This is a genomic window from Gordonia sp. CPCC 206044, assembly GCF_048537895.1.
Taxonomy (GTDB): Bacteria; Actinomycetota; Actinomycetes; order Mycobacteriales; family Mycobacteriaceae; genus Gordonia.
Genome location: NZ_JBCLVL010000006.1, coordinates 304,396 through 323,670 on the forward strand (window position 1 = coordinate 304,396; position 19,275 = coordinate 323,670).

At 65.4% G+C, this 19,275-nt stretch carries 21 protein-coding genes; 11 read left to right on the forward strand and 10 right to left on the reverse strand.

Going from position 1 to position 19,275, the window contains the following annotated elements; translation table 11 throughout:
• Positions 1-71 precede the first annotated feature (71 nt).
• Positions 72-518 carry a hemerythrin domain-containing protein gene (locus AAFP35_RS12155; RefSeq protein ID WP_419221861.1) on the forward strand — a complete coding sequence of 149 codons (447 nt, stop codon included), beginning with the start codon at positions 72-74 and terminating at the stop codon, positions 516-518.
• A gap of 218 nt (positions 519-736) precedes the next feature.
• Here AAFP35_RS12155 and AAFP35_RS12160 read toward each other — a convergent pair whose 3' ends face one another.
• Complete coding sequence (locus AAFP35_RS12160) at positions 737-1,393, reverse strand: PAS and ANTAR domain-containing protein (RefSeq protein WP_419221862.1); 657 nt, start codon at positions 1,391-1,393, stop codon at positions 737-739.
• A gap of 265 nt (positions 1,394-1,658) precedes the next feature.
• On the opposite strand from AAFP35_RS12160, the gene AAFP35_RS12165 reads away from it, so the two are divergent.
• Positions 1,659-2,135 carry a carboxymuconolactone decarboxylase family protein gene (locus tag AAFP35_RS12165; RefSeq protein ID WP_419221863.1) on the forward strand — a complete coding sequence of 159 codons (477 nt, stop codon included), beginning with the start codon at positions 1,659-1,661 and terminating at the stop codon, positions 2,133-2,135.
• A gap of 1 nt (position 2,136) precedes the next feature.
• Positions 2,137-3,000: an RNA polymerase sigma factor SigJ gene (gene sigJ, locus AAFP35_RS12170; protein WP_419221864.1), complete on the forward strand. Its 864-nt coding sequence runs from the start codon at positions 2,137-2,139 to the stop codon at positions 2,998-3,000.
• Positions 3,001-3,003: 3 nt separating this feature from the next.
• On the opposite strand, the gene AAFP35_RS12175 is transcribed toward sigJ, so the two are convergent.
• Both AAFP35_RS12175 and AAFP35_RS12180 read right to left on the reverse strand, forming a co-directional pair.
• Entirely contained in the window at positions 3,004-3,768 is a 765-nt protein-coding gene (locus tag AAFP35_RS12175; RefSeq protein ID WP_419221865.1) for an enoyl-CoA hydratase, read from the reverse strand.
• Between the two features lie 68 nt (positions 3,769-3,836).
• Positions 3,837-4,700 carry a mycofactocin-coupled SDR family oxidoreductase gene (locus AAFP35_RS12180; RefSeq protein WP_419221867.1) on the reverse strand — a complete coding sequence of 288 codons (864 nt, stop codon included), beginning with the start codon at positions 4,698-4,700 and terminating at the stop codon, positions 3,837-3,839.
• A gap of 186 nt (positions 4,701-4,886) precedes the next feature.
• Between AAFP35_RS12180 and AAFP35_RS12185 the strand changes: the two genes are divergently transcribed.
• The 3 genes from AAFP35_RS12185 to AAFP35_RS12195 all read left to right on the forward strand — a co-directional run bounded on the left by AAFP35_RS12185 (position 4,887) and on the right by AAFP35_RS12195 (position 8,408).
• Positions 4,887-5,786 carry an SMP-30/gluconolactonase/LRE family protein gene (locus AAFP35_RS12185; protein ID WP_419221868.1) on the forward strand — a complete coding sequence of 300 codons (900 nt, stop codon included), beginning with the start codon at positions 4,887-4,889 and terminating at the stop codon, positions 5,784-5,786.
• A gap of 202 nt (positions 5,787-5,988) precedes the next feature.
• Positions 5,989-6,642: an LGFP repeat-containing protein gene (locus tag AAFP35_RS12190; RefSeq protein WP_419221870.1), complete on the forward strand. Its 654-nt coding sequence runs from the start codon at positions 5,989-5,991 to the stop codon at positions 6,640-6,642.
• Between the two features lie 101 nt (positions 6,643-6,743).
• Positions 6,744-8,408, forward strand: a complete 1,665-nt coding sequence (locus AAFP35_RS12195) for an ABC-F family ATP-binding cassette domain-containing protein (protein ID WP_419221871.1) — start codon at positions 6,744-6,746, stop codon at positions 8,406-8,408.
• A gap of 70 nt (positions 8,409-8,478) precedes the next feature.
• On the opposite strand, the gene AAFP35_RS12200 is transcribed toward AAFP35_RS12195, so the two are convergent.
• Both AAFP35_RS12200 and AAFP35_RS12205 read right to left on the reverse strand, forming a co-directional pair.
• Positions 8,479-9,501 carry a TIGR03617 family F420-dependent LLM class oxidoreductase gene (locus tag AAFP35_RS12200; protein WP_419221873.1) on the reverse strand — a complete coding sequence of 341 codons (1,023 nt, stop codon included), beginning with the start codon at positions 9,499-9,501 and terminating at the stop codon, positions 8,479-8,481.
• Positions 9,502-9,688: 187 nt separating this feature from the next.
• Positions 9,689-10,879, reverse strand: coding sequence for a zinc-dependent alcohol dehydrogenase (locus AAFP35_RS12205; protein ID WP_419221874.1), 1,191 nt, complete (start codon positions 10,877-10,879; stop codon positions 9,689-9,691).
• A gap of 218 nt (positions 10,880-11,097) precedes the next feature.
• On the opposite strand from AAFP35_RS12205, the gene AAFP35_RS12210 reads away from it, so the two are divergent.
• A complete protein-coding gene (locus AAFP35_RS12210; RefSeq protein WP_419221875.1) occupies positions 11,098-11,691 on the forward strand; it encodes a TetR/AcrR family transcriptional regulator in 594 nt (197 codons plus the stop codon).
• Positions 11,692-11,727: 36 nt separating this feature from the next.
• Here AAFP35_RS12210 and AAFP35_RS12215 read toward each other — a convergent pair whose 3' ends face one another.
• From AAFP35_RS12215 to AAFP35_RS12230, 4 genes are all read right to left on the reverse strand, one after another.
• Positions 11,728-12,795 (reverse strand): quercetin 2,3-dioxygenase, encoded by a 1,068-nt coding sequence (locus AAFP35_RS12215; protein ID WP_419221876.1) that lies wholly within the window; start codon positions 12,793-12,795, stop codon positions 11,728-11,730.
• Positions 12,792-13,769, reverse strand: coding sequence for an alpha/beta hydrolase fold domain-containing protein (locus AAFP35_RS12220; RefSeq protein WP_419221877.1), 978 nt, complete (start codon positions 13,767-13,769; stop codon positions 12,792-12,794). The genes AAFP35_RS12215 and AAFP35_RS12220 overlap by 4 nt, the downstream gene beginning before the upstream one ends.
• Positions 13,770-13,855: 86 nt before the next feature.
• On the reverse strand, positions 13,856-14,737 hold the full coding sequence (locus tag AAFP35_RS12225; protein WP_419221878.1) for a LysR family transcriptional regulator: 882 nt from the start codon (positions 14,735-14,737) through the stop codon (positions 13,856-13,858).
• Between the two features lie 58 nt (positions 14,738-14,795).
• Entirely contained in the window at positions 14,796-15,590 is a 795-nt protein-coding gene (locus tag AAFP35_RS12230) for a class I SAM-dependent methyltransferase (RefSeq protein ID WP_419221880.1), read from the reverse strand.
• A 136-nt stretch (positions 15,591-15,726) separates the two neighbouring features.
• On the opposite strand from AAFP35_RS12230, the gene AAFP35_RS12235 reads away from it, so the two are divergent.
• Positions 15,727-16,803 carry a helix-turn-helix transcriptional regulator gene (locus AAFP35_RS12235; RefSeq protein ID WP_419221881.1) on the forward strand — a complete coding sequence of 359 codons (1,077 nt, stop codon included), beginning with the start codon at positions 15,727-15,729 and terminating at the stop codon, positions 16,801-16,803.
• 104 nt (positions 16,804-16,907) lie between these two features.
• On the opposite strand, the gene AAFP35_RS12240 is transcribed toward AAFP35_RS12235, so the two are convergent.
• The gene (locus AAFP35_RS12240) at positions 16,908-17,900 is read right to left on the reverse strand and encodes a hypothetical protein (RefSeq protein WP_419221882.1); all 993 of its coding nucleotides are present in this window, start codon (positions 17,898-17,900) and stop codon (positions 16,908-16,910) included.
• Positions 17,901-18,205: 305 nt separating this feature from the next.
• Here AAFP35_RS12240 and AAFP35_RS12245 point away from each other — a divergent pair, with 305 nt between their 5' ends.
• From AAFP35_RS12245 to AAFP35_RS12255, 3 genes are read left to right on the forward strand one after another with little or no spacing between them, the layout of a single operon-like run.
• The gene (locus tag AAFP35_RS12245) at positions 18,206-18,340 is read left to right on the forward strand and encodes a hypothetical protein (RefSeq protein WP_419221883.1); all 135 of its coding nucleotides are present in this window, start codon (positions 18,206-18,208) and stop codon (positions 18,338-18,340) included.
• Positions 18,341-18,359: 19 nt separating this feature from the next.
• A complete protein-coding gene (locus AAFP35_RS12250; protein WP_419221884.1) occupies positions 18,360-19,073 on the forward strand; it encodes a methyltransferase domain-containing protein in 714 nt (237 codons plus the stop codon).
• The gene (locus AAFP35_RS12255; protein WP_419221886.1) at positions 19,073-19,273 is read left to right on the forward strand and encodes a CDGSH iron-sulfur domain-containing protein; all 201 of its coding nucleotides are present in this window, start codon (positions 19,073-19,075) and stop codon (positions 19,271-19,273) included. Before AAFP35_RS12250 ends, AAFP35_RS12255 begins: the two co-directional genes overlap by 1 nt.
• The last annotated feature ends 2 nt before the right edge of the window (positions 19,274-19,275 follow it).

Sequence of the window (19,275 nt, forward strand, 5' to 3'; positions counted from 1 at the left end):
GTTACCGTGGAACTGTCTGTTCAGCTCTGACGGGGAGGTTCGACGTGTGCCAGTACTGCGGATGTCGGGAGATGCCGCTCTTGCGGGACTACACCGCCGAACATGAGCGCGCAGTCAACCTCGGCGGCGATGCCCTGCGAGCGTTGGAAGCCGGCGACCTCGAGCACGCTCGTACGTTGGCCGACCGGTTGGCCACCGAGCTCCGGTCGCACTGGAAGGGTGAGGAGGACGGATTGTTCGCCGAGCTTCTGGTCAGTGGTGACCTGTTCGCCGAATACATCGATCCGTTGGTTGCCGAACATCGCGAACTCGACGCCTTCTTGACGACGATGGACCTGTCCCGGACCGCCGATCGGGACGAGTTCGCGACGGCGGTGTTCGACCTGCACGAGCACATCGCCAAGGAGGAGGACGCATTGTTCCCGGCGTCGGTCACCACGCTCGACGGCGACCAGTGGGATGCCGCCATCGCGGCATGGCAGCGCGCGCACCCGGGCGTCCGGATGCTCGGTCCGTAGCGGGAAGGTGTTCTCCGGGTAGGCCGAGCGCCCCGATATCCGGTTTGACTGCGTCTCGCCGCGGGTATCTCGACGACAGCCACCTCTTGTTCCCGGGGACCGGAGGAGGTCAGGCCTTCGGAGTTCAGCTGGAGTAGCTCCGGAGGTCGTTCCCGTCTGGAGGGCAGCCGACAGCCGTGGGTGAGCGTTCAGGATGGTATGCCGTCAGCGCCCGGCCCTCACCCCGGGTTCGGTGAGACCCGGGTCCCGTTGAGAATGATGTCGTCGAAGTGGCGGCGCAGCGGATCAGGGATGTGCAACGCCGCAGCGTCGGATATCACCGACTCGGCAACCTCCCGGAGCTTCACATTCTCCTGCTGAGAACGCCATCGGAGAACATCGATCGCCCGTTCGGCATCCACCCCGTAGATGACCATCAACATTCCCTTGGCCTGTTCAATCGTGGCGCCGGTCTCGCGGAATCGACGAATGTGATCATCGACAGCATCGCGCACGGATTTGTCGACGGAGTCGGAGAGGTCGAGATAGAAACCTTCGGTACCGATCGGCTCTCCACGAGAGTCGTGGATGGTGTGGGCGATCACGACCACAGGACGGACACGTCCCTGCGTGTCGATGATGCGGTGCCGACTCGAGAACGGTGCGTGATTCGTCAGCATCTCCGACACCATCTCGGTGAACCTGGCCCGATCATCGGGGTGCTTGTGCCGGACCATCAACTCCGTTGTGGGAGTGACCTCCCCGGGGCGATAGCCGTGCAGCACGGCAACTTCGTCGGACCACTCCCAACGCTCCCCGTCATAGAGGAATCGGAAGTTGCCCACGTGCTGCAGACTCTCGGTCTGCTCGGACTCCACCGATGCGAACTCATTCAATTCTCATGCGCCTTCTCTGCACATCCGGCCTCGAACTCGTCTTGTACCGCGATTCCGATGCGGTGACGTGTCCGGGATGGAATCAGTCGAACAGTGACCGGCCGCTGCTCTTTAACTGCCGCTCACAGAATAGCCGGAGACGTCGACCGAGTTGGCGGTAGGTCGGCCATTCGAGTCAGCGGGTCTGGCGGGTCCGGTCACATTTCCGGAAGCCATTTCGTCCTCCTTCCGACAGGCACGAATCACAACCCAGGAGGACGTCATCATGAGCACCGCACGCATCGACTTCTTCGCGAACACCGTCGGCGCGAAGTTCCTGAGGTACATCAATTCGGCGGGCAAGGTCATCAGCGACTCGACCCTGCCGCCCGCCACTCAAGAGCTGGTGAAGATCCGGGCCAGCCAGATCAATGGTTGCGGCGTCTGCACCGACATGCACACCAAAGACGCTGCGTATGCCGGCGAGACCTCGGTTCGATTGAACCTGGTCGCAGCCTGGCGTGATGCCACGGTTTTCACCGACGCCGAGCGAGCGGCGTTGCTTCTCGTCGAGGAGGGGACGCGTATCGCCGACGCCGGCGGTGGTGTGAGCGATGACGTCTGGGCAGCCGTCGTCAAGCACTACGACGACGAACAGCAGGCCGCTTTGATCGGTCTGGTGGCACTGATCAACACCTACAATCGGATGAATGTCATCGCGGCGGCCCCGGCAGGCGACTACACCCCCGGACAGTGGGGCTGAGATGGACGTGGTCTCGGTGTTCGACGACCTCCGGCCGCGGCTCATCGGCGTGGCATATGGCTTGCTGGGCAGTGTCGCCGACGCGGAGGACGTGGTCCAGGACGCCTGGATTCGTCTGCAGCGCACCGACCCCGCCGGAATCGACGACGTGACCGGGTGGTTGGTCACCACCACCTCGCGGCTTGCGTTGGACGTGTTGCGGTCGGCTCGCGTGCGCCGGGAGAACTATGTCGGCCCCTGGCTGCCGGAGCCGGTCGAGACCGCACCCGACCCTGCAGATTCGGTGAGCCTGGCCGACACGTTGTCGTGGGCGATGCTCGTCGTATTGGAGACGCTGACCCCGGCCGAACGGGCCGCCTTCGTCCTGCATGACGTCTTCGGGCTCTCGTTCGACGAGATCGCCACCGCACTGGATCGGAACCCGGCGACGTGCCGCAAGCTCGCTTCCCGCGCACGGGCGCACGTCGAGGCCCGTCAACCTCGCTTCACCGTGGACCCGGAAGCACACCGCCGGGTGGTGACGGCGTTCGCCGAGGCGACCGCCACGGGAGATCTTGCCGGTCTGCTCGCGGTTCTCGACCCCGATGCCGTACTCACCGCGGACGGTGGCGGCGTGGTGTTCGTCGCGCCGGAACCGGTGCATGGCGCGCAGGCGATCGGCCGGTTCCTCGCAGGTCTCGCCGGCGGACCCGCCAAGACGATGCGAGTCACCACGGTCAATCACAATCCGGCTCTGCTGGTTTTCGTGGACGGCGTCCTCGACGGGGTCGCCGCACTCGGGATCGTCGACGGTCGCATCGCGACGATCGATTTCGTCCGTAACCCGCACAAGCTCGGTGGAGTCAGTCCATTGAACTCCAACTGACCGCTACAACTGGGCGCGGTTGCGAGCCATCACCTCGCGTCGGTTCGATTCCAGGCTCGCCCAATCCGGAGTCGCACCGGCAGCGAGTTGACGCTCGGTGTCCATCGCGCGACCGGTTGTCGCGGTCCACCCACGTACATACATGTCTTTGACGGCCTGGAGAGTTGCCCCGTCGGCATCGGCGATCCGGGCGGCCAGGCCCATCGCGTGATCCAGGAGCTGCTCGTGCGCAACCACTTCCGTGACCAGACCGATTCGCTGCGCAAGCACGGCGTCGATCACCTCACCGGTGAACGACATCCTGCGCGCCCATGCGGTTCCGACACGATCCGGTAGGCGTGCGGTCAAGCCGCCTCCCGGGAGTACCCCGACACGGGCATGTGTGTCGGCGAAGACGGCCCGTTCGCCGGCGATCAGGAAATCGCAGCCGAGCGCGATCTCCAGGCCCCCGGTGAACGCGGCCCCGTTGACCGCCCCGATCACCGGGGTGGCAAGAGTGCCGACCAGGCGTATGCAATCGTGGTCGCGGAACACGTCGAGGTAGGCCTGCCCATCGGCTGCGAGCGCTTTGAGATCGAGCCCGGCGCAGAAGGCCGGATCCGATCCCGTCAGGACGATGGCTCGTACCGCGGGATCGGTGTCCAGTTCGCGCAGGGTCGCGCTGAAGGCGTGGACGAGTTCGACGCTCAGCGCATTGCGCGCCTCTGGGCGGTTCAGGGTCACCACGGCGACCGCCCCGTGAACCTCAACCAACAGTGGGTCTTTCATCTGTCCCTCTCCGATCTCTGTGGAACGACCACGGCCGGTGGCGGTACTCCTCCCCCGGTTGCGAGGGTTCAGTCGGGGACTCCCGGCGGCACCGATTTCAGCAGGGCTCCGGCCTCCACCCGCATTTGCAGACCGGTCACGTACCGTGACGCATCCGACGCCAAGAACGCCACCGCATCGCTGATGTCCTCCGGAGCGATGAGGTCGACGGGCAGTCCGTGGAACGCGGCGAAGACGTCCTTCGCATCGTCGTAGGTCGGGTTGTCGAGGTCGGGCCGGAAGAGGCGATAGATCTCGTCGTTGTGCACCATCGTGGTATCCACATTGCCGGGATGGACGGCATTGACCCGGATGCCCTTCGGAGCGAGGTTACGTGCCAGGTCGTTCACGAGCCGGGCGACCGCGCGTTTCGAGTGGCCGTACCCGGCAGCGCCGGGGCCTGCCTCCGCCGATTCGAGCGAGCCCATGAAGGCCGCCATCGAACCGATGCAGACGATGGAAGCGCCCGACTTGAGATGTGGCAGTGACAGTTCCAACGTGTTGATGATCCCACCGAGGTTCACGGCGACCGTGTTGAGCCAGGCAACCGAGGGCGCGTCGGCGCCCAGCGGGCTGACACCGGCGTTGGCCACCACGATGTCGAGTCGTCCGAACTCGTTCACGCCGGCGTCGATCGCGGCTTGTAATGCGTCACGGCTGCGTACGTCGGCGATCTTCGCGACGATCCGGCGATCGAGGGCCTCGACGGCCTTGGTGGTCTCGTCCAGATCTGCTGGCGTGCTCATCGGATAGTTCACCGTGCTGATCTGATCGCAGATGTCGACTGCGATGATGTCGGCCCCCTCCTGGGCCAGCCGTAACGCATGGCTCCGGCCCTGACCCCGGGCGGCTCCCGTGATCAGTGCGACCTTCCCATCCAGCCGTGTGCTCAATGTTCCTCCTCGGTATGCAAGAGACTCCTCGAAACGTGCTGCTCGTCACACCGTAGTGGGTTCTGTGAAAGTTGTGGACCGCGACCACCTCGTGTGCGTCGCCGTGACTCGTCGGCGGGAGTCCGTCGCACAGCTGCTTTTCGTGAAGCCGCTTTTCCTGACGCGACGCCTGCTTATAGTCGCTGCATGAGCGCGAATGAGATTCGCATCGTGGTGTCCGGGATGTCCTACACCGAATGCCCGCGCTGGCATGACGGCAGACTGTGGTTTGTCGACTTCTACACTCACACCGTCAATTCGGTGAACGGCGACGGCAGTGATCTGCGCATCGAGCTCGAGGTACCCGCGCAACCTTCCGGGCTCGGCTGGCTGCCGGATGGCCGATTGCTCGTCGTATCCATGAAGGATCGCAAGGTGTTGCGGGTGGAACCCGACGGCTCGGTCGAGGTACACGCGGACGTGACCGACCACGTCACCGGACACCCGAACGACATGGTCGTCGATGCGCAGGGCCGTGCCTGGCTGGGAAACTTCGGTTTCGACCTGATGGGCGGCGCCGACCTCGGTACGGCCGATCTGCTCCGCATCGATCCCGACGGCACCATCGTGCATGCAGCGTCCGACCTCTGGTTTCCCAACGGCAGTGTGGTGACCCCCGACGGTGCGACCCTGATCGTCGACGAGACCTTCGGTAATCGGATCAGTGCCTTCGCAATCGCGCCGGACGGTTCACTCGGCGAACGCACCGATTGGGCACGGTTCGGCGCTCCACCGTCGACGCTCGTCCTGGCCGACGCGTTCGGAGAGGCCGTGTTGGCGCCCGATGGGTGCGGTCTCGACGGTGAGGGTTGTCTATGGGTTGCCGACGCGATCGGGAACAGGGTTGTGCGAGTCCGCGAGGGCAGTGACATCGTGGACGAGATCCCGCTGGACACCGGCGTTTTCGCCTGCATGCTCGGAGGTACGAGCGGCAGAACGTTGTTCCTTTGCTGTGCACCGGATTTCGATGAGAATGCGCGATCGGCCGCGCGGGAGGCAACAATTCGTGCGGTCGAGGTGACGATCGGACACGCCGGGTTGCCGTGAGCGGTAACGAGCCCTGCCCTGGCTCCGAAACGCGCACGCCATCGGCGTCGTGCCGGGGCCCGCCGACGATGCGCCTCGGCGAGGCAGCCCTTCGCTATTCTGCATTTCCAAGGTACGGTCCTAATTTGGGTCGGGAACAAGGGGGCGTGCTCTTCGCGTGGACCCCATTGCACAAGTGCTCTGAGCAACCGAAAGGGAATTCATGAAGCAGACCATTCGACGGGCGGTCGGCGCCGCCGCTGCCGCCTCCATTGCCGTACTTGTCGTCGCAGGCTGTAGCGACGACGACAGCGACAGCTCGTCGGCGTCGGCAACGTCGTCGGTCGCCGAGTCCGGCATGGCGGGCTCGGCCGATGCGTCTGGTGAGGCGGGTGCGTCAGGATCAGCGCAGGCCTCCGGGGAGAACGGTTCGGTCGAACTGACCGCGGCCGACGGCAGCAAGGTGACCCTGAGCGGTCCCATCGCAGCTAAGTATCAGACGGCCACCGAGAAGCAGAAGACTGATCTCGGTAAGCCGATGACCGGTGATGACGCCGCCGGTACAGGCGACAACGGTGTGGTGTTCCAGCAGTTCGACGGCGGTGTCATCACCGCGAAGAACGCCGACGCGGGCACCCCGGCATACATCACCTGGGGCAAGATCCGTGACGCATGGAATGTTCCGCGTGACGACACGGGCAAGCCGGCAGAGGACGGCAAGGGCGGCTCGGAAGGGCCGCTCGGGACCGCGACCAGTGACGAGACCGAAGAAGGCACCGTCAAGACGTCGACCTTCGAACACGGCAAGATCACGTGGGACTCCGCGACCGACCAGGTCGAGGTGACCGTCAACGGCACGGTTGTACCCGCACAGTAGGAAGCGAATCAGATTCTGCCGCACCCCATTCGCTTTCTCGGGCGGATGGGGTGCGGCGGGCTCGGTGACCCGCACCGGCGATGTCCGATCTTGGAGGGCCCATGGTCGACGATCGGCTCCCCGCACGAGCGCGTGCCAGCATCGTGGTCTCGGAGGTCACCGTCACCCTCGGAGCGATCAGCGTTCTCCAGGGCGTGGACCTGGCCGTATCTGCCGGGTCACGGGTGGCGATAGTCGGCGAGAACGGCCGCGGCAAGTCGACGCTCCTGCATGTCCTGGCGGGCACGCTGATCCCGGACACCGGCAGCGTGACGCGAATCGGCACGATGGGACTCGCCGAACAGGAGATGCCCGCAGGGGACGACCGTACCGTCGGTGAGGCGGTCGCGGTGTCGATCACCGACTCGCTGCAGGCTCTCCATGACCTCGACGACGCGTCGGTCGCACTGGCCGCCGACGATGACGACGCGGCGCAGGTCTATGCCGACGCACTCGGGCGTGCCGAGGCTCTCGACGCTTGGGACGCCGAACGGCGTGTGCAGATAGCGTTGAATGCGCTCTCTGCCGACCATGACTGGTCGACGCGGTTGGCGGAACTGTCGGTAGGTCAGCGCTACCGAGTGCGGTTGGCCTGCCTGCTTGGCGGTGAGGCCGATTTCTTGCTGCTCGACGAGCCCACCAACCACCTAGACCGCAGCGGTCTGGAGTTTCTGACCGACCGCATCCGAACGTGGGATGGTGGCGTGGTCGTCGTCAGTCACGATCGCGCATTACTCGCCGACGTGGCGGACACGTTCATCGATCTCGATCCCTCCCCCGACGGATACCCGCGGGTCTACGGCGGTGGCTACCAGGGATTTCGCGCCGGCCATCGTGCCGATCGGGCACGCTGGGAGCAGGAGTATGCGGTACAGGAGTCCGAGCGAGCCCGGCTGGAAGCCGATCTCGACGCCGCGCAGGATCGTCTGGTGACCGGGTGGCGCCCCGACAAAGGTACCGGAAAGCATCAACGCGCCACGCGCGCACCGGGATTGGTGCAGAACCTGCATCGCAAGCAGGACGCGCTCGATGCACACGCACTGACGATGCCGGAACCTCCTCTGGCGCTGTCTTTTCCGGATCTCCCGGCGGCCGTCGACGAGAATCTTCTCGAAGTCGACGACGTGACGGTGTGGGATCGCCTGGACCGCCCTGTGTCCCTACGTCTGGCGGGCGGTTCCAGAGTGCTCGTCACCGGACCGAACGGTGCGGGAAAATCGACCCTCCTGGGTGTCCTCGCGCGTGAGGTGCGAGCGACCTCGGGGCATATCACCCGCTCCGAGCTTCTCCGAATCTCCTTGTTGCATCAGGAGTCCGATCTTCCAGTGCACATGCGTGCGGGCGATGTCTATCGTCGGCACGTGGATCGGCTGGTCGTCTCCGGTGCGGTTCCCGAGAGTCTGACCGTCGCCCTGGCCGATCTCGGGCTGATCGGTCCCGATGAGGAAGAGCAACGGGTGGGTGACCTGTCGATGGGAAAGCAACGCCGCCTCGATCTCGCGCTGACGGTCGCCACGCGACCGAACGTGCTTCTCCTCGACGAGCCGACCAACCATCTGTCGATCTCACTGGTCGACGAACTCACCGAGGCCCTCGAGACCACGCAGGCGGCGGTCGTCGTCTGCACCCATGACCGCCAGCTGTTGCGGGACATCGATCACTGGCCACATCTTCGCCTCGAGACCGCAGGAGACGCGACGGGGGCCCTGGTCCCCTCGTCCACCTGAACAGCGCGGGAAGAGCCATCGCGGCCGATCGTTGCACCCATGGAGCCATGCAGCCGCGACGTCGCAGCGGTCACCGTCGCGTTGGCAGGGCGTGGAGTCCGGCCACGAGATCGGCGACGTCCTCGGAACGCTGGTCGTAGCCGGGAAAGTAGCAGCAGACATCGTCACACTCTGCGCCGAACCGATCATGGATCTGGCGAACGCATTCCTCCGGGGTTCCGACGACTCCGATCGTGCGCACCACGTCGTGGCCGATGAGCGCTCGCATCTGGGCGTACTCACCGATCTTGGACAGCCGATTGAGTTCTGGCTGAAGGTCGTGCCAACCGTGGGTTTCGAGCACGGGACGATACGCCGGGGTCGAGCCGTAGAAGGCGATCAGGGTGGCGACCCCGTCGATGGCTGCGGAGAGATCGTCGTCGGTGCGCCCGACCGCGACCATCGACTGTGCGACGATTTCGAAGTCATCCGATGTGCGACCGGCGCGGCGGTGCCCCTCGGCCAGCGCGGGAAGGGTGCGCTCCGCGAAATATCGTCCGCTGGTGAACGGCATGACCAGCAGACCGTCCGCCACCTCGGCGGCAGTTCGGGTCATGATCGGCCCGAGTGCGCCGAGCAATACAGGCGGGGGTCCATACGGGTTGGGACCCGGATCGAAATTGGGCGGCATGAGGGTGTGGGTGAAGTGTTCGCCGCGGAAATCCAGCCGCGAATTGCCCTCCCAGGCATCAAAGATGGCCTTGATCGCGGCTATCGTCTCCCCCATGCGCGCGGCGGGTGCACTCCACGTGCTGCCGTAGCGCTTCTCGATGTGCACCCGGATCTGGGAGCCGAGGCCGAGCCGGAACCGTCCTCGGCCGTAGATCTGCATGTCGTAGGCGGCGTGGGCCAGATGCAGTGGGCTGCGCGGCCCCGCGATGGCGACATTGGTCATCAGATCCAGCTCTGTGTTCACAGCGGCGACCGACAGGGGCAGGAAGACGTCGTGACCGCCCTCGAAGGTGAACAGGCCGTCGGCAGGTAACTCCGCCAGCTCACGCGCGTGATGCGCGACCTTGGCCGGTGAACTGTCCAGCTGGACATGAACTCTCATAGATCCTCCCCTACCGCCGTCGCGTCGCCGATCGACATCGCAACACGGGACCATGCCGACCACGCGCTACTCGTTCGTCCAACGTACATCGGCACGGAGCGTCGACCGTTTCGGTGACACGGGCCACCACGACATGTCGCGAAGGCGGTACGCGGTACCACGACGACGGTCGGCCCCGAGGTCAGGTCTACTCGACGACGATGGTCTTCGTCGCCTCGCCCAGCATGTGTTCGCGAACCATGGTGTCGGCGTTGTCGAGTGCACCGAGGTGGCTTGTGACGAGTTCGGGTCGCAGCGCTCCCGAGCGCATCAGGTCGAGCACCGCCGGAATGTTGGCGCGCGCGTGTGAACGGCCGAGATGGAAGGTGATGTTGCGGCCGTACATCAGGGCAGTCGGGAGTTTGCTGGTGCGGGCCAGTGATGCCAGAGAGACGCAGATGCCGTCCGGGGCAGTGCGTTTGACGGCGGCCCCGACGCCTGCTGTGGTGCAGCTGGTGTCGACCACCAGCGGGGCCCGTGCAATTCCGCTGAGCTCACCGGGATGGTGCGGTTGAAGCCCGATGGCCTCGGCGTGACGTCGAACATGCGGGCGTCGATCCACGAAGTGGACGTTGGACGCACCCAATGCTCGGGCGACGAGCCCCGCGTAGAGACCGACGCTGGAACTGAACGGCAGTCGCCGTCCGAGTTCCGCGAGCACGACGACTGCTGCGTCGGGCTGGCGGGCCAAGATGTCCGGGAGGTACGGCGCGACCGCGCGGTATCCGTCGGCGACGTTGTCGGCCACCGAGGCGGCGGTCGCGGGATCGATGTCCTCAGGCAGCGGCACCAGCATTCCGTCGGCGTACGGCACCGCCACCAGGTCCGAGTACGCGCCGCCCCAGTGGCCACCGACGAGCCCGAACCCGTACATCGAGATCGGCGGTACCGCAGAACAGTTCGCGGTCAGGCCGGCCCGACACGCTTCACAAGACCCGCAACTGATCTGAAACGGTACGACCACCTTGTCGCCAGGTCGTACCGACGCCACCGCATCGCCGACCTCGACCACCACGGCCACGCATTCATGACCGAAATGAAACGGCAGCAGGAATGGCGTCGCACCGAGCGCCATCGGACGGTCGAGGTCGCAGGTGGCCACCGCGATCGGGTGGACCACAGCCGAGCGCGGGCCCGGAGGTGGTGGGCGTGGCACGTCGCGCCACCGGATGTCGCCGCCCGTGCCGGCCACCAGGGCGCGCATCGTGGCCGGGGCGGATCGACGTGCCCTACCCCGAGCGCCCGCAGCCGATTTCAGTCTGTCCAGACGCTGAGATGGAGCGCGCTCGAGAGCCACGCGCAACGCCGGCAGTGCATTGGCGGCTGTCGCGACACCCATGACATGACCTATGCGACCACGTGGTCGGTGCTTCGGTGCGCGCGGATAACCGAAGGCGAGGTGAGCCTCCTCGTTCACCCTCTGTGGCGTTTCGTTCACGTCGGTCACCGGTAACCTCCAGAGAGACTGGATAGATCGTTCTATTTGGTACCGTACTGCACACAGGCTGTCTCCGCAGGTGCTCTGCGTGACGGGACGTGGGGCAGAAGGGATCGATGATGGCAGCAGGGACGCGCACACGGATTCTCGACACGAGCACCGAACTGTTCCGGCGACAGGGCATGACCGGCACCGGTCTCAAACAGATCGCCGCGGCGTCCGGAGCGACGCTCGGGTCGATCTATCACTTCTTCCCCGGCGGCAAGGACGAGTTGGCCGCGGAGACGATCAGAGCTGCCGGCGAGGAGTACCGCGCCCTGGTCTTCTCGTTCTTCGCCGACGGCGACGACCTCCTCGGAAGTGTCGAGGCGGCATTCGGCGCCGCGGCAGAGTTTCTGGTGGAAACCGACTATGCCGACGCGTGTCCGATCGCGACCGTCGCTCTCGAGGTCGCGAGCACCAACGACATGTTGCGCAGAGTGACCGCTGACGTGTTCGTCTCGTGGATCGAGTCCGGCACGGCGCATCTGGAGAGTAGTGGCCTGAAACCCGAAGTGGCCCGGCGCGCGATCATCGGCTTCATCACCGGTCTGGAGGGTGCGTTCGTGCTCGCACGAGCGATGCGCTCGACCGAACCGCTCGACGCCGCCCGCGAGACCGTCGTGTCCTCGGTGCGTGCGGCTCTCGACGGTGCGTCGCCGCAGGACGGTTGACTCGACGGTGTCGCGGGCGTGACCGCGTGTGCGACGTCAGATGTCGAGCCCCCGCGTCCGTTCCGGTGGTGGCCCGACGAACTCGAGGTCGAGATCTGCCATGGCCGCACCGAGCTTGCCCATCATCTGTTCGGGATGGACAAGACCTTCGGTATACACAGCGTGCTCGGTGTGCTCGCCGGTGACGTCGAAGAAGTTCTCGAAGATGTCGGAGGTGAGCATGCCCAGCATCGTGGTGTTGTGGGCATCGAAAGCAAAGCTGTGGATGGTGCCTGCCGGGGCATGCAGATAATCTCCGGCAGTCAACAAGGTCTCCACACCGTTGGCGTGCAACCACACCCGGCCGGTGAGCACGAAGAAGTTCTCGGTGTGCTGTCGATGGAAATGGCGTGGGATATAGGGGCTCTTGTCACCCAGGGTGAGAACCGAGAAGTACCGCCCACCGGTGTTGCGCCCACGTGCACCGTAGGCGTTGACCGAATCCGGCCAGGCCCGGCGATCTCCGGTATGCGCACGGACGAAGTATTCCGACACGGACGCCGGCAGCACGTCATCCCATGCCGCCGACGGCGGCACCATCGGTAGGTCGGGTCCGTGGGCGCCGACCGGCGAGAACAGTTGTGCGGCAGACGTTATGATGCTCGAGGAGCCTGTTGCCGAGTAGATGTGGGCGGTCACGTCGGCGCCGCTGTCGGCCAATACGTCCAGCGCTCCTCCCGGCGCCGACCAGAACAGCAGCTTCGTCATGTGTCCGAGCATGCGATAGGCCACGGGGACGCCCGGCGGGACGTGTACGGAATCGCCTGTGGTCAGGATGCGACTCTCCCCCGGCAGCCAGAACTGCACTTGCCCGTGGAACACATAGTACGAGCGCTGGTGATCGGGAAGGGCATGCCAGCCGGCCCCGGCACCGCGTGGCCCGAGAACGAAGGCGGCGTCGAACAATCCGCCGGTGTCGGCGGCTCGGGCGATGACGGTCCAGAGCTGATTGTCCACCTCGTACCGACGTCCCTCGCCGCTGGCGATCCGGTACGGCACGGCTTCGCCGGGTAGTGCATCGAAGACGGGCTCGAGTCCCTGGATGGCGTCGAGGTCTGCAGTCATCGGGTCTCTCCTGCTGTCGTGGTGGTCGTGCCGACGTCCGAATGCCCGGGATGCAGATGGCGGGCGAAGAAGTCGCCGATGGTGTCGAAACCGAACGTGGTCCGATCCGCGGTGGATCCGTCGGTGCAGCGATGAGATGCCGCAGCTGCGCCGTCGTGGGCGAGTCGACCGTCGTCCATCGGTCCTCCCCGGACGTCGGACCGGTTGGGCGGGTTGAGGAAACCGTGTCGATAGCCGTCGACGAGGTACAGATCGGCCGTCACGCCCGCCCCGGCGAGTGCGGTGAAGAGTCGTTCGCTGTGGGCGTGGCGGACCAGAACGTCGGCAGTCCCGTGTGAGATCTGGAAGGGCGGTGCCGACGACGTGACGGCATGCAGGGGGCTGGCTGCGCGGGCGAGAGCAGGAAGGTCGGCGGGGTCGCCGCCGAGCAGGCGCCCCTCGGGGCTGTTCGCCGGACCGACGGCTCCGGGAAGCGGTGCACCTGCGGCGATCTCCTCGGCAACCAGTGTGGCGGGACCGTAGGACTCGGCGACGGCCTGTACGGCCGGGTCGCCGACGGCGGGCTCCTCGCCCGCCAACTGCTCGAGATGACCGGTCAGGCCGGTCAGCGCGGCGAGATGTCCGCCGGCGGATGCTCCCCAGACACCGACGTGTGTCGGGTCGAGCCCCAATCCGGAAGCGTGAGTGCGCAGATGGCGGATTGCGGCACGGACGTCATGCAGTGGTGCGGGAAACAAGGCCTGTCCGCTCAGGCGATAGTCGACACTGGCCATCGCGAATCCGCGCGCCACGAAGTACCGGTGCAGATCGGGGCGCAGTGTGCGGTCACCCGTGAACCAGCCGCCACCGTGCACGAAGACGATCACCGGCGCCGGACGTGGCGACCTCGGCACGACCAGATCGAGGTAGAGCGTGCCGGTGTCGCGTCGGATGTAGGCGATCTGTTGGACGGGTGGTTCACACGGGGCAGACACGGCAACCAGTGTGCGGTCCGGCTGCGTGTGGGTCCACGTCCCATTCACACACGCACGTTAGGCGAATCCTCATGATCGCCGGTCGATCAGGTCCCGCCGGCAACTTCCACGGCGATCCGTTCGAACGCCTCGATCAGCTCGTTACCGTGAGACCGCTTGCGACACAAGAATGTTGTCGTCGGCGGTAGGTCACTGATGGGGATGTAGCGCAGTCCGGGACGGGCGTAGGTGACGGCGGCACTCGATCCGCTGATGTTCACGCCGACCCCCGCCGCACACAGCTGCAGTACCTCGTCGAACTGCGCAGCGAGAGGCAGGATTCGGGGATGTGCACCGCTGGGTCGCGGATCGACGAACCACGTCTGGGTTCCGACCGAGTCCCGGATACCGATGTAGGTCTCGTCGTCGGTTTCCTCCAGCCGCACCGACGCCCGGTCGGCGAGTCGATGACCGGTGTGGACCACCAGCACGCGGTCTTCCGACCACAGCGGGGTGGCGACGATGTCGTCGGTGTTCGGTGGATCGACGCTGACCATGAGTGAAACATCAAGGCTGCCATCGCGTAACAACGGGATGGGTTCGGTGAACCGCAGTCCGTGGACCTGCCAGGCGACGTCGGGATGCCTCTCCACGGCGGCGGCGAGCACGGCATTGGCGCGTTCGCTCGCGGCAGGAACTCCCACCCGGAACACCGGCGGCGAGCGGCGGCCGCCATCGGCCCACGACACCACGTCGTCCATGGCGGTGATGACTGTGCGTGCCAGCGTCACGAGTTCGGCGCCTCGGGCGGTGAGTTCGACGTGTCGAGATGTGCGTTCGAACAGCGGTCCCCCGACCCGCTTCTCGAGGTGCTGTATCTGCTGACTCAACGACGGCGGGGAGATGTGCAAACGTTTGGCAGCCCGCGTGAAGTGCAAGGTCTCGGCCACGGCCAGAAAATAGCGCAATTGCGCGATGGTGAGATCCACACCGACCTCCTACCCGTGCAGACGTAGGCCAGTGTGGCATATGTGCTGATGGTGCGAATCAGCGGTGCGCGGGCCGCCGTCCGCAGGTGAACGTGAACTGGAACGACCAGGCGGCGAAGGTCGGATCGAGCATGATGTTCGCGAAGCGCCACAGGTCCTCCTCGGACAATCCGTGTGCCTGCAGAACCGGTTCCAATTGCTGCACGAGACTGCGGTAGTAGAGCATGCCTTCGGATCCGCCGGTGGCGGTGAACCGGCGTTCGGCGGCGTGGATGCGGTCGAGTCCGGCCGCACGCATGTGCCCGCTCACCTCGTGCGCCCAGCCGAGATCCATGCCCACCGACGGCGCGGCCAGCCGAAGGCCGATATCGAGGACATGGTCGAACAGCGCGATGTCGGCATCTTCACGGCCGGTCACCGCGGTCGGAACAATCGGGCCCACGTCGCCGATGACCAGCCAACCGTCCGGTGTGAGTCTGTCCACGAGGGCCTCGAAGATCTCACGTCGTCTGTGCAGATGCATCAGCAACAGGCGGGTGTGGATGAGGTCGTAGCGATCATCGACGGGAAACCCCTGGTTGATGTCATGAGAGTGGATCGTCACGCCGGGAGCGTGCTCGATGTGGTCGGTGTCGATGTCGATCGCGTCGACACTGCCGGTGGGGCCGACCCGGTCGGCGATCCATCGTGCGATGGATCCGTTGCCCGCCCCGAGTTCGAGACATCGCCACCCCGGCTGCGGACATAGCTCGTTGAGTAACTGGGTGGAGGTGCCGTCGAGTATGGCGGCCAACGTATCCACCTGAACTCGACCATCATCGGACGCCGTCTTGAACGCGTACTCGGTTGTCATCGATCTGTCCCTCCTGGATGTGCGGTGAGCGGGTGTGGACTCCGATCGTGCGGATGCCGGTGAGATCGCACCACCGTAGATGCCGATTAGGCTGCAGGGATTCCTAATCGGGTGGCACGTTTGAATGATGAACTCGATGCCGGTTCGATTGTTGAGGCTGCTGTCGATGCTGCAGGGATCGCGCGATCTCACCGGTGCGCAACTGGCCGAACGTCTGGACGTCAGTCCGCGCACGGTGCGCAACGACATCGAACGACTCCGTGAGCTGGGATATGACATCGCGGCATCGCGAGGCGGCATCGGTGGATACCGCCTCGGTTCCGGCGGTAAGCGGATTCCGCCGTTGCTACTCGACGCGAATGAAGCGGTCGCGGTCGCCGTCGGATTGCGAACCGGTGTCAATTGCATCATCGGCGGGATGGAAGAGACCTCCCTGCGTGCCTTGACCAAACTCGAAGGAACGCTGCCGGCCTGGTTGCGTGACCATGTCCGTAGCCTCAGTCACTTCATGGTGCCGCTGCCACACGAGGAACCGGTACCGATCACCGACCCGTCTCGACTGACGACCCTGGTCGAATCATGTCGCAGGCGTGAACGTTTCCGGTTCGACTACGACGAGATCGACGATGCGGACGTTGATCGGTCAGATGGTGACGGTGCGATCGTCGGTGAAGGGGACGACGAGCACGGCGACGAGCGACCCGCACGTGTCGCGCCCCGCGAGGTCGAGCCGTACCGCCTGGTCAACCGAGGCCATCGCTGGTATCTGTTCGGCTACGACGTCGATCGTGCGGATTGGCAACTCTTTGCCGTCGAACAGATCCGGCCGCGCACGCCGTCCACCGGCCCGCGCTTCGTCGAACGTCGTCTGCCCGCCGAGGATCTGACCGACTACGTCAGCCGGCGCCTGCCCGACACCCGGTGGAGGCACAGCGCCACGGTCACTCTGCACGTGCCCGCCGACGACGTGACCGACAAGATTGCGTCGGCCGAAGGAGTCGTGACACCCGTCGACGAGCACACATGCCGTGCGGTGATCGGTGGGGAGACGATCACGGCGGTCGCGGCCATCCTCACCCGGCTCGATGTGGATTTCACCGTCGACCGCTCTGCGGAACTCGCGCTCTGCCTCTCGGGACTGGCCGGACGTTACGCGGACGCGTCGATGCAGTTCCGCGGTACGCGAACCGATACGCAGTTCCGCGGCCGTTGATCACCCTCGCGGCGGCGCATCGGGCTGAGGATCGCTGCGCCGCTTGGCGAATCGAATCGTGACCCGACAGTGGTGCGCGTCGTCGCGGTAGGCCGCCCTCCTTGTCACGGACGCATGCGTTCATCGGCCCGTAGCTCCGTACCCGGCCGTCCGGTGGATGAAACCATCGCGTGGGTACCGGCGGATCGCTCTTCGTCAGGGTTGGTACCGGTCCGCCTGCGCAAGCGCTCACGACGGCCATACGTGGCCCGCAGAACGTCGTCATGACTGTCGGCACTCGAGCCCAGCGCTCCGGCGAAGATCCCCATCGACGTGGCCAGCCAAGCGAGCCTGACATACGCGGTGACATCGACGGGTCGGCCGAGCTCCTGCCGCATGTATCCGGCATCGATCACGATCGCCGCCGACAGGAGGGTCGCGACGAACAGGATCGCGTACAGGGCCAGAGAACTGAACAGCACCGTGCACGCCGTGACGGTGTTGAACAGGCGGGTACGCCAGCTCGGTAGCTCGGTCGTGCGTTCCCAGAGCCGGTTGTTGACGATCAGCCACATGGACGCCAGCAGCATCGACAGAATCGAGATCGCGACCAACCGCACCGGGCTCAAAGCGTTGGCCATCGACCAGATCGAGGAGAAGAAGACGCCGAACGATGCGGCGGCGGCCGCAGCCGCGGTCAACCCGGTGAGGGTCGGGATGAGACGCCACGGGCGGTTGCCCAGCACCATCCCCGCGATCAAACGCAGGCGGTTCGTCGCGCCGGTGGCCCGCAGGGAGTCGGTCCGGCCACTGTGCGTGCGGGTCCATCTGCGGCGACGAGAGCCGGAACGGAGCGGATCATCCTGGGACAGTGCACGCATGATCTCCGTCAAGACGATGACGAGTCCTCTCCGGGGCCACAGACCGAGTGCGGGCATGGACACCACCGCCGCACGATGACGCCGGTCGATCTCCACCACGGTCACCCCGCCGTCACAGGCACGCGGCATCTCGGTCACGAAGACCACGACCTCGTCGTCGGCGTAACTGCTGCCCGCAGCGCCGGCATCCAGATCGTCTCGCGGCGTGGCGTGCAGCGCGAATTCCTGCACCTCCATGCCGCGGTATTCCGTGCCTTGTTCGGACAAGGCCGCGGCTATCTTGCGTTCGGCTCGCTGTGTCACAGAGGCCGGCAATCCCGGCTCGGTCACGATCCGTAGATGGGCAAGCGATGGTGTTGTCGGACTGATCGTCGCCATGTTGCTGCGCTTACCCGGACGGCGCCGAATTCAACCATTGCGGCACGGTCGTCACCCGATGGGTGTTTCGTTGTCTGTAGGACTGGGAACCCGGAGGGGCGCCCGTCGATGCGCCCACATCGTCGACGTGCAGATTGGAGTCGATGTGCAGATTGGAGATGCGAGTGGCTCACATGACGTCCGGCGCCCGGCGCAGTCCCGCGGAGACTCGAACCCAGCAGGATCCGTTGCAGCCAGAGGTGACCGCAGAAGAGGAACAGATCTATGAGGCCCGCTATCACGGCAACACGCGCAGGTGAGGACGAACGATGGTCGGAAATGAGGCCGTTGGCGGAGGTCAACTCCGATATCTATCTACCGCAACATGATTCGTGGCTGCTGGCCGAGGCTGTTCGGGCGAGCGGCCTCGCCGGTGGTGCCCGGGTCGCCGATCTGTGCACAGGAACCGGCGTCATCGCGCGCCGATGCGCCGATCTCGGCGCGCATTCGGTGGTAGCGATCGACGCCTCGCCCGCGTCAATCGCCTTCGCTCGGATCGCCTGCCACGATGCGCGTTGTCCTGTCCGGGTCGAGCACGGTGACATAGGCGATCTCGTGGTCGACCATGGCGGCCTCGGATTCGATCTGATCACCTGCAACCCGCCGTATGTGCCCACGCCGGGGTGTGCGATCGGCGGCGCTGATCTCGGTCCCGTGCGCGCATGGAGCGCGGGTATCGATGGTCGTGGAGTTCTGGACCCGTTGTGCGCCATCGTATATCGGCTGTTGGCTCCGGGCGGCACGTTGCTTCTGGTCCAGTCGGAGTTCGCCGGCGTTCCCTCGACGATGAGCGCTCTGACGGCAACGGGTCTGTCGGCGACCGTGGTGGCGCAACAGACGATCCCGTTCGGGCCGGTGCTCGACGCACATTCCGCGTGGTACGAACAGCAGGGTCTGCTCGAACCCGGCAGGCGAACCGAGGAACTGTTCGCGATCCGGGCCGACAAACCGCTCCGCCCAGGAACTGATGGTGGCATGGAGGTGCCGTCCTGATGAGTGAGTCGACCTCGTCGATGCCGGTCCGTGTGACACCAGGCGGCCCGATTCTGGTTCCCGGCCCCGTCGACATCGAATTACCGAACGGAGAACATGTGTGTTCGGATCGATTCATGGTGGCGATCTGCGCCTGTGGTCGCAGCGGCCGGTACCCACTGTGCGACACGAGCCACCGAAAGCGGCGGCGGCAGAACTGAGT

Excerpts from the sequence above, each read along its gene's own strand:
- sigJ (WP_419221864.1), top strand. The coding sequence starts at position 2,137 with ATGGACGTGGTCTCGGTGTTCGACGACCTCCGGCCGCGGCTCATCGGC.
- AAFP35_RS12250 (WP_419221884.1), top strand. The coding sequence starts at position 18,360 with ATGAGGCCGTTGGCGGAGGTCAACTCCGATATCTATCTACCGCAACAT.
- AAFP35_RS12200 (WP_419221873.1), bottom strand. The coding sequence starts at position 9,501 with ATGAGAGTTCATGTCCAGCTGGACAGTTCACCGGCCAAGGTCGCGCAT.
- AAFP35_RS12230 (WP_419221880.1), bottom strand. The coding sequence starts at position 15,590 with ATGACAACCGAGTACGCGTTCAAGACGGCGTCCGATGATGGTCGAGTT.
- AAFP35_RS12215 (WP_419221876.1), bottom strand. The coding sequence starts at position 12,795 with ATGACTGCAGACCTCGACGCCATCCAGGGACTCGAGCCCGTCTTCGAT.
- AAFP35_RS12255 (WP_419221886.1), top strand. The coding sequence starts at position 19,073 with ATGAGTGAGTCGACCTCGTCGATGCCGGTCCGTGTGACACCAGGCGGC.
- AAFP35_RS12185 (WP_419221868.1), top strand. The coding sequence starts at position 4,887 with ATGAGCGCGAATGAGATTCGCATCGTGGTGTCCGGGATGTCCTACACC.
- AAFP35_RS12205 (WP_419221874.1), bottom strand. The coding sequence starts at position 10,879 with ATGGGTGTCGCGACAGCCGCCAATGCACTGCCGGCGTTGCGCGTGGCT.
- AAFP35_RS12210 (WP_419221875.1), top strand. The coding sequence starts at position 11,098 with ATGGCAGCAGGGACGCGCACACGGATTCTCGACACGAGCACCGAACTG.
- AAFP35_RS12235 (WP_419221881.1), top strand. The coding sequence starts at position 15,727 with ATGCCGGTTCGATTGTTGAGGCTGCTGTCGATGCTGCAGGGATCGCGC.
- AAFP35_RS12190 (WP_419221870.1), top strand. The coding sequence starts at position 5,989 with ATGAAGCAGACCATTCGACGGGCGGTCGGCGCCGCCGCTGCCGCCTCC.
- AAFP35_RS12240 (WP_419221882.1), bottom strand. The coding sequence starts at position 17,900 with ATGGAGGTGCAGGAATTCGCGCTGCACGCCACGCCGCGAGACGATCTG.
- AAFP35_RS12155 (WP_419221861.1), top strand. The coding sequence starts at position 72 with ATGCCGCTCTTGCGGGACTACACCGCCGAACATGAGCGCGCAGTCAAC.
- AAFP35_RS12195 (WP_419221871.1), top strand. The coding sequence starts at position 6,744 with ATGGTCGACGATCGGCTCCCCGCACGAGCGCGTGCCAGCATCGTGGTC.
- AAFP35_RS12165 (WP_419221863.1), top strand. The coding sequence starts at position 1,659 with ATGAGCACCGCACGCATCGACTTCTTCGCGAACACCGTCGGCGCGAAG.
- AAFP35_RS12175 (WP_419221865.1), bottom strand. The coding sequence starts at position 3,768 with ATGAAAGACCCACTGTTGGTTGAGGTTCACGGGGCGGTCGCCGTGGTG.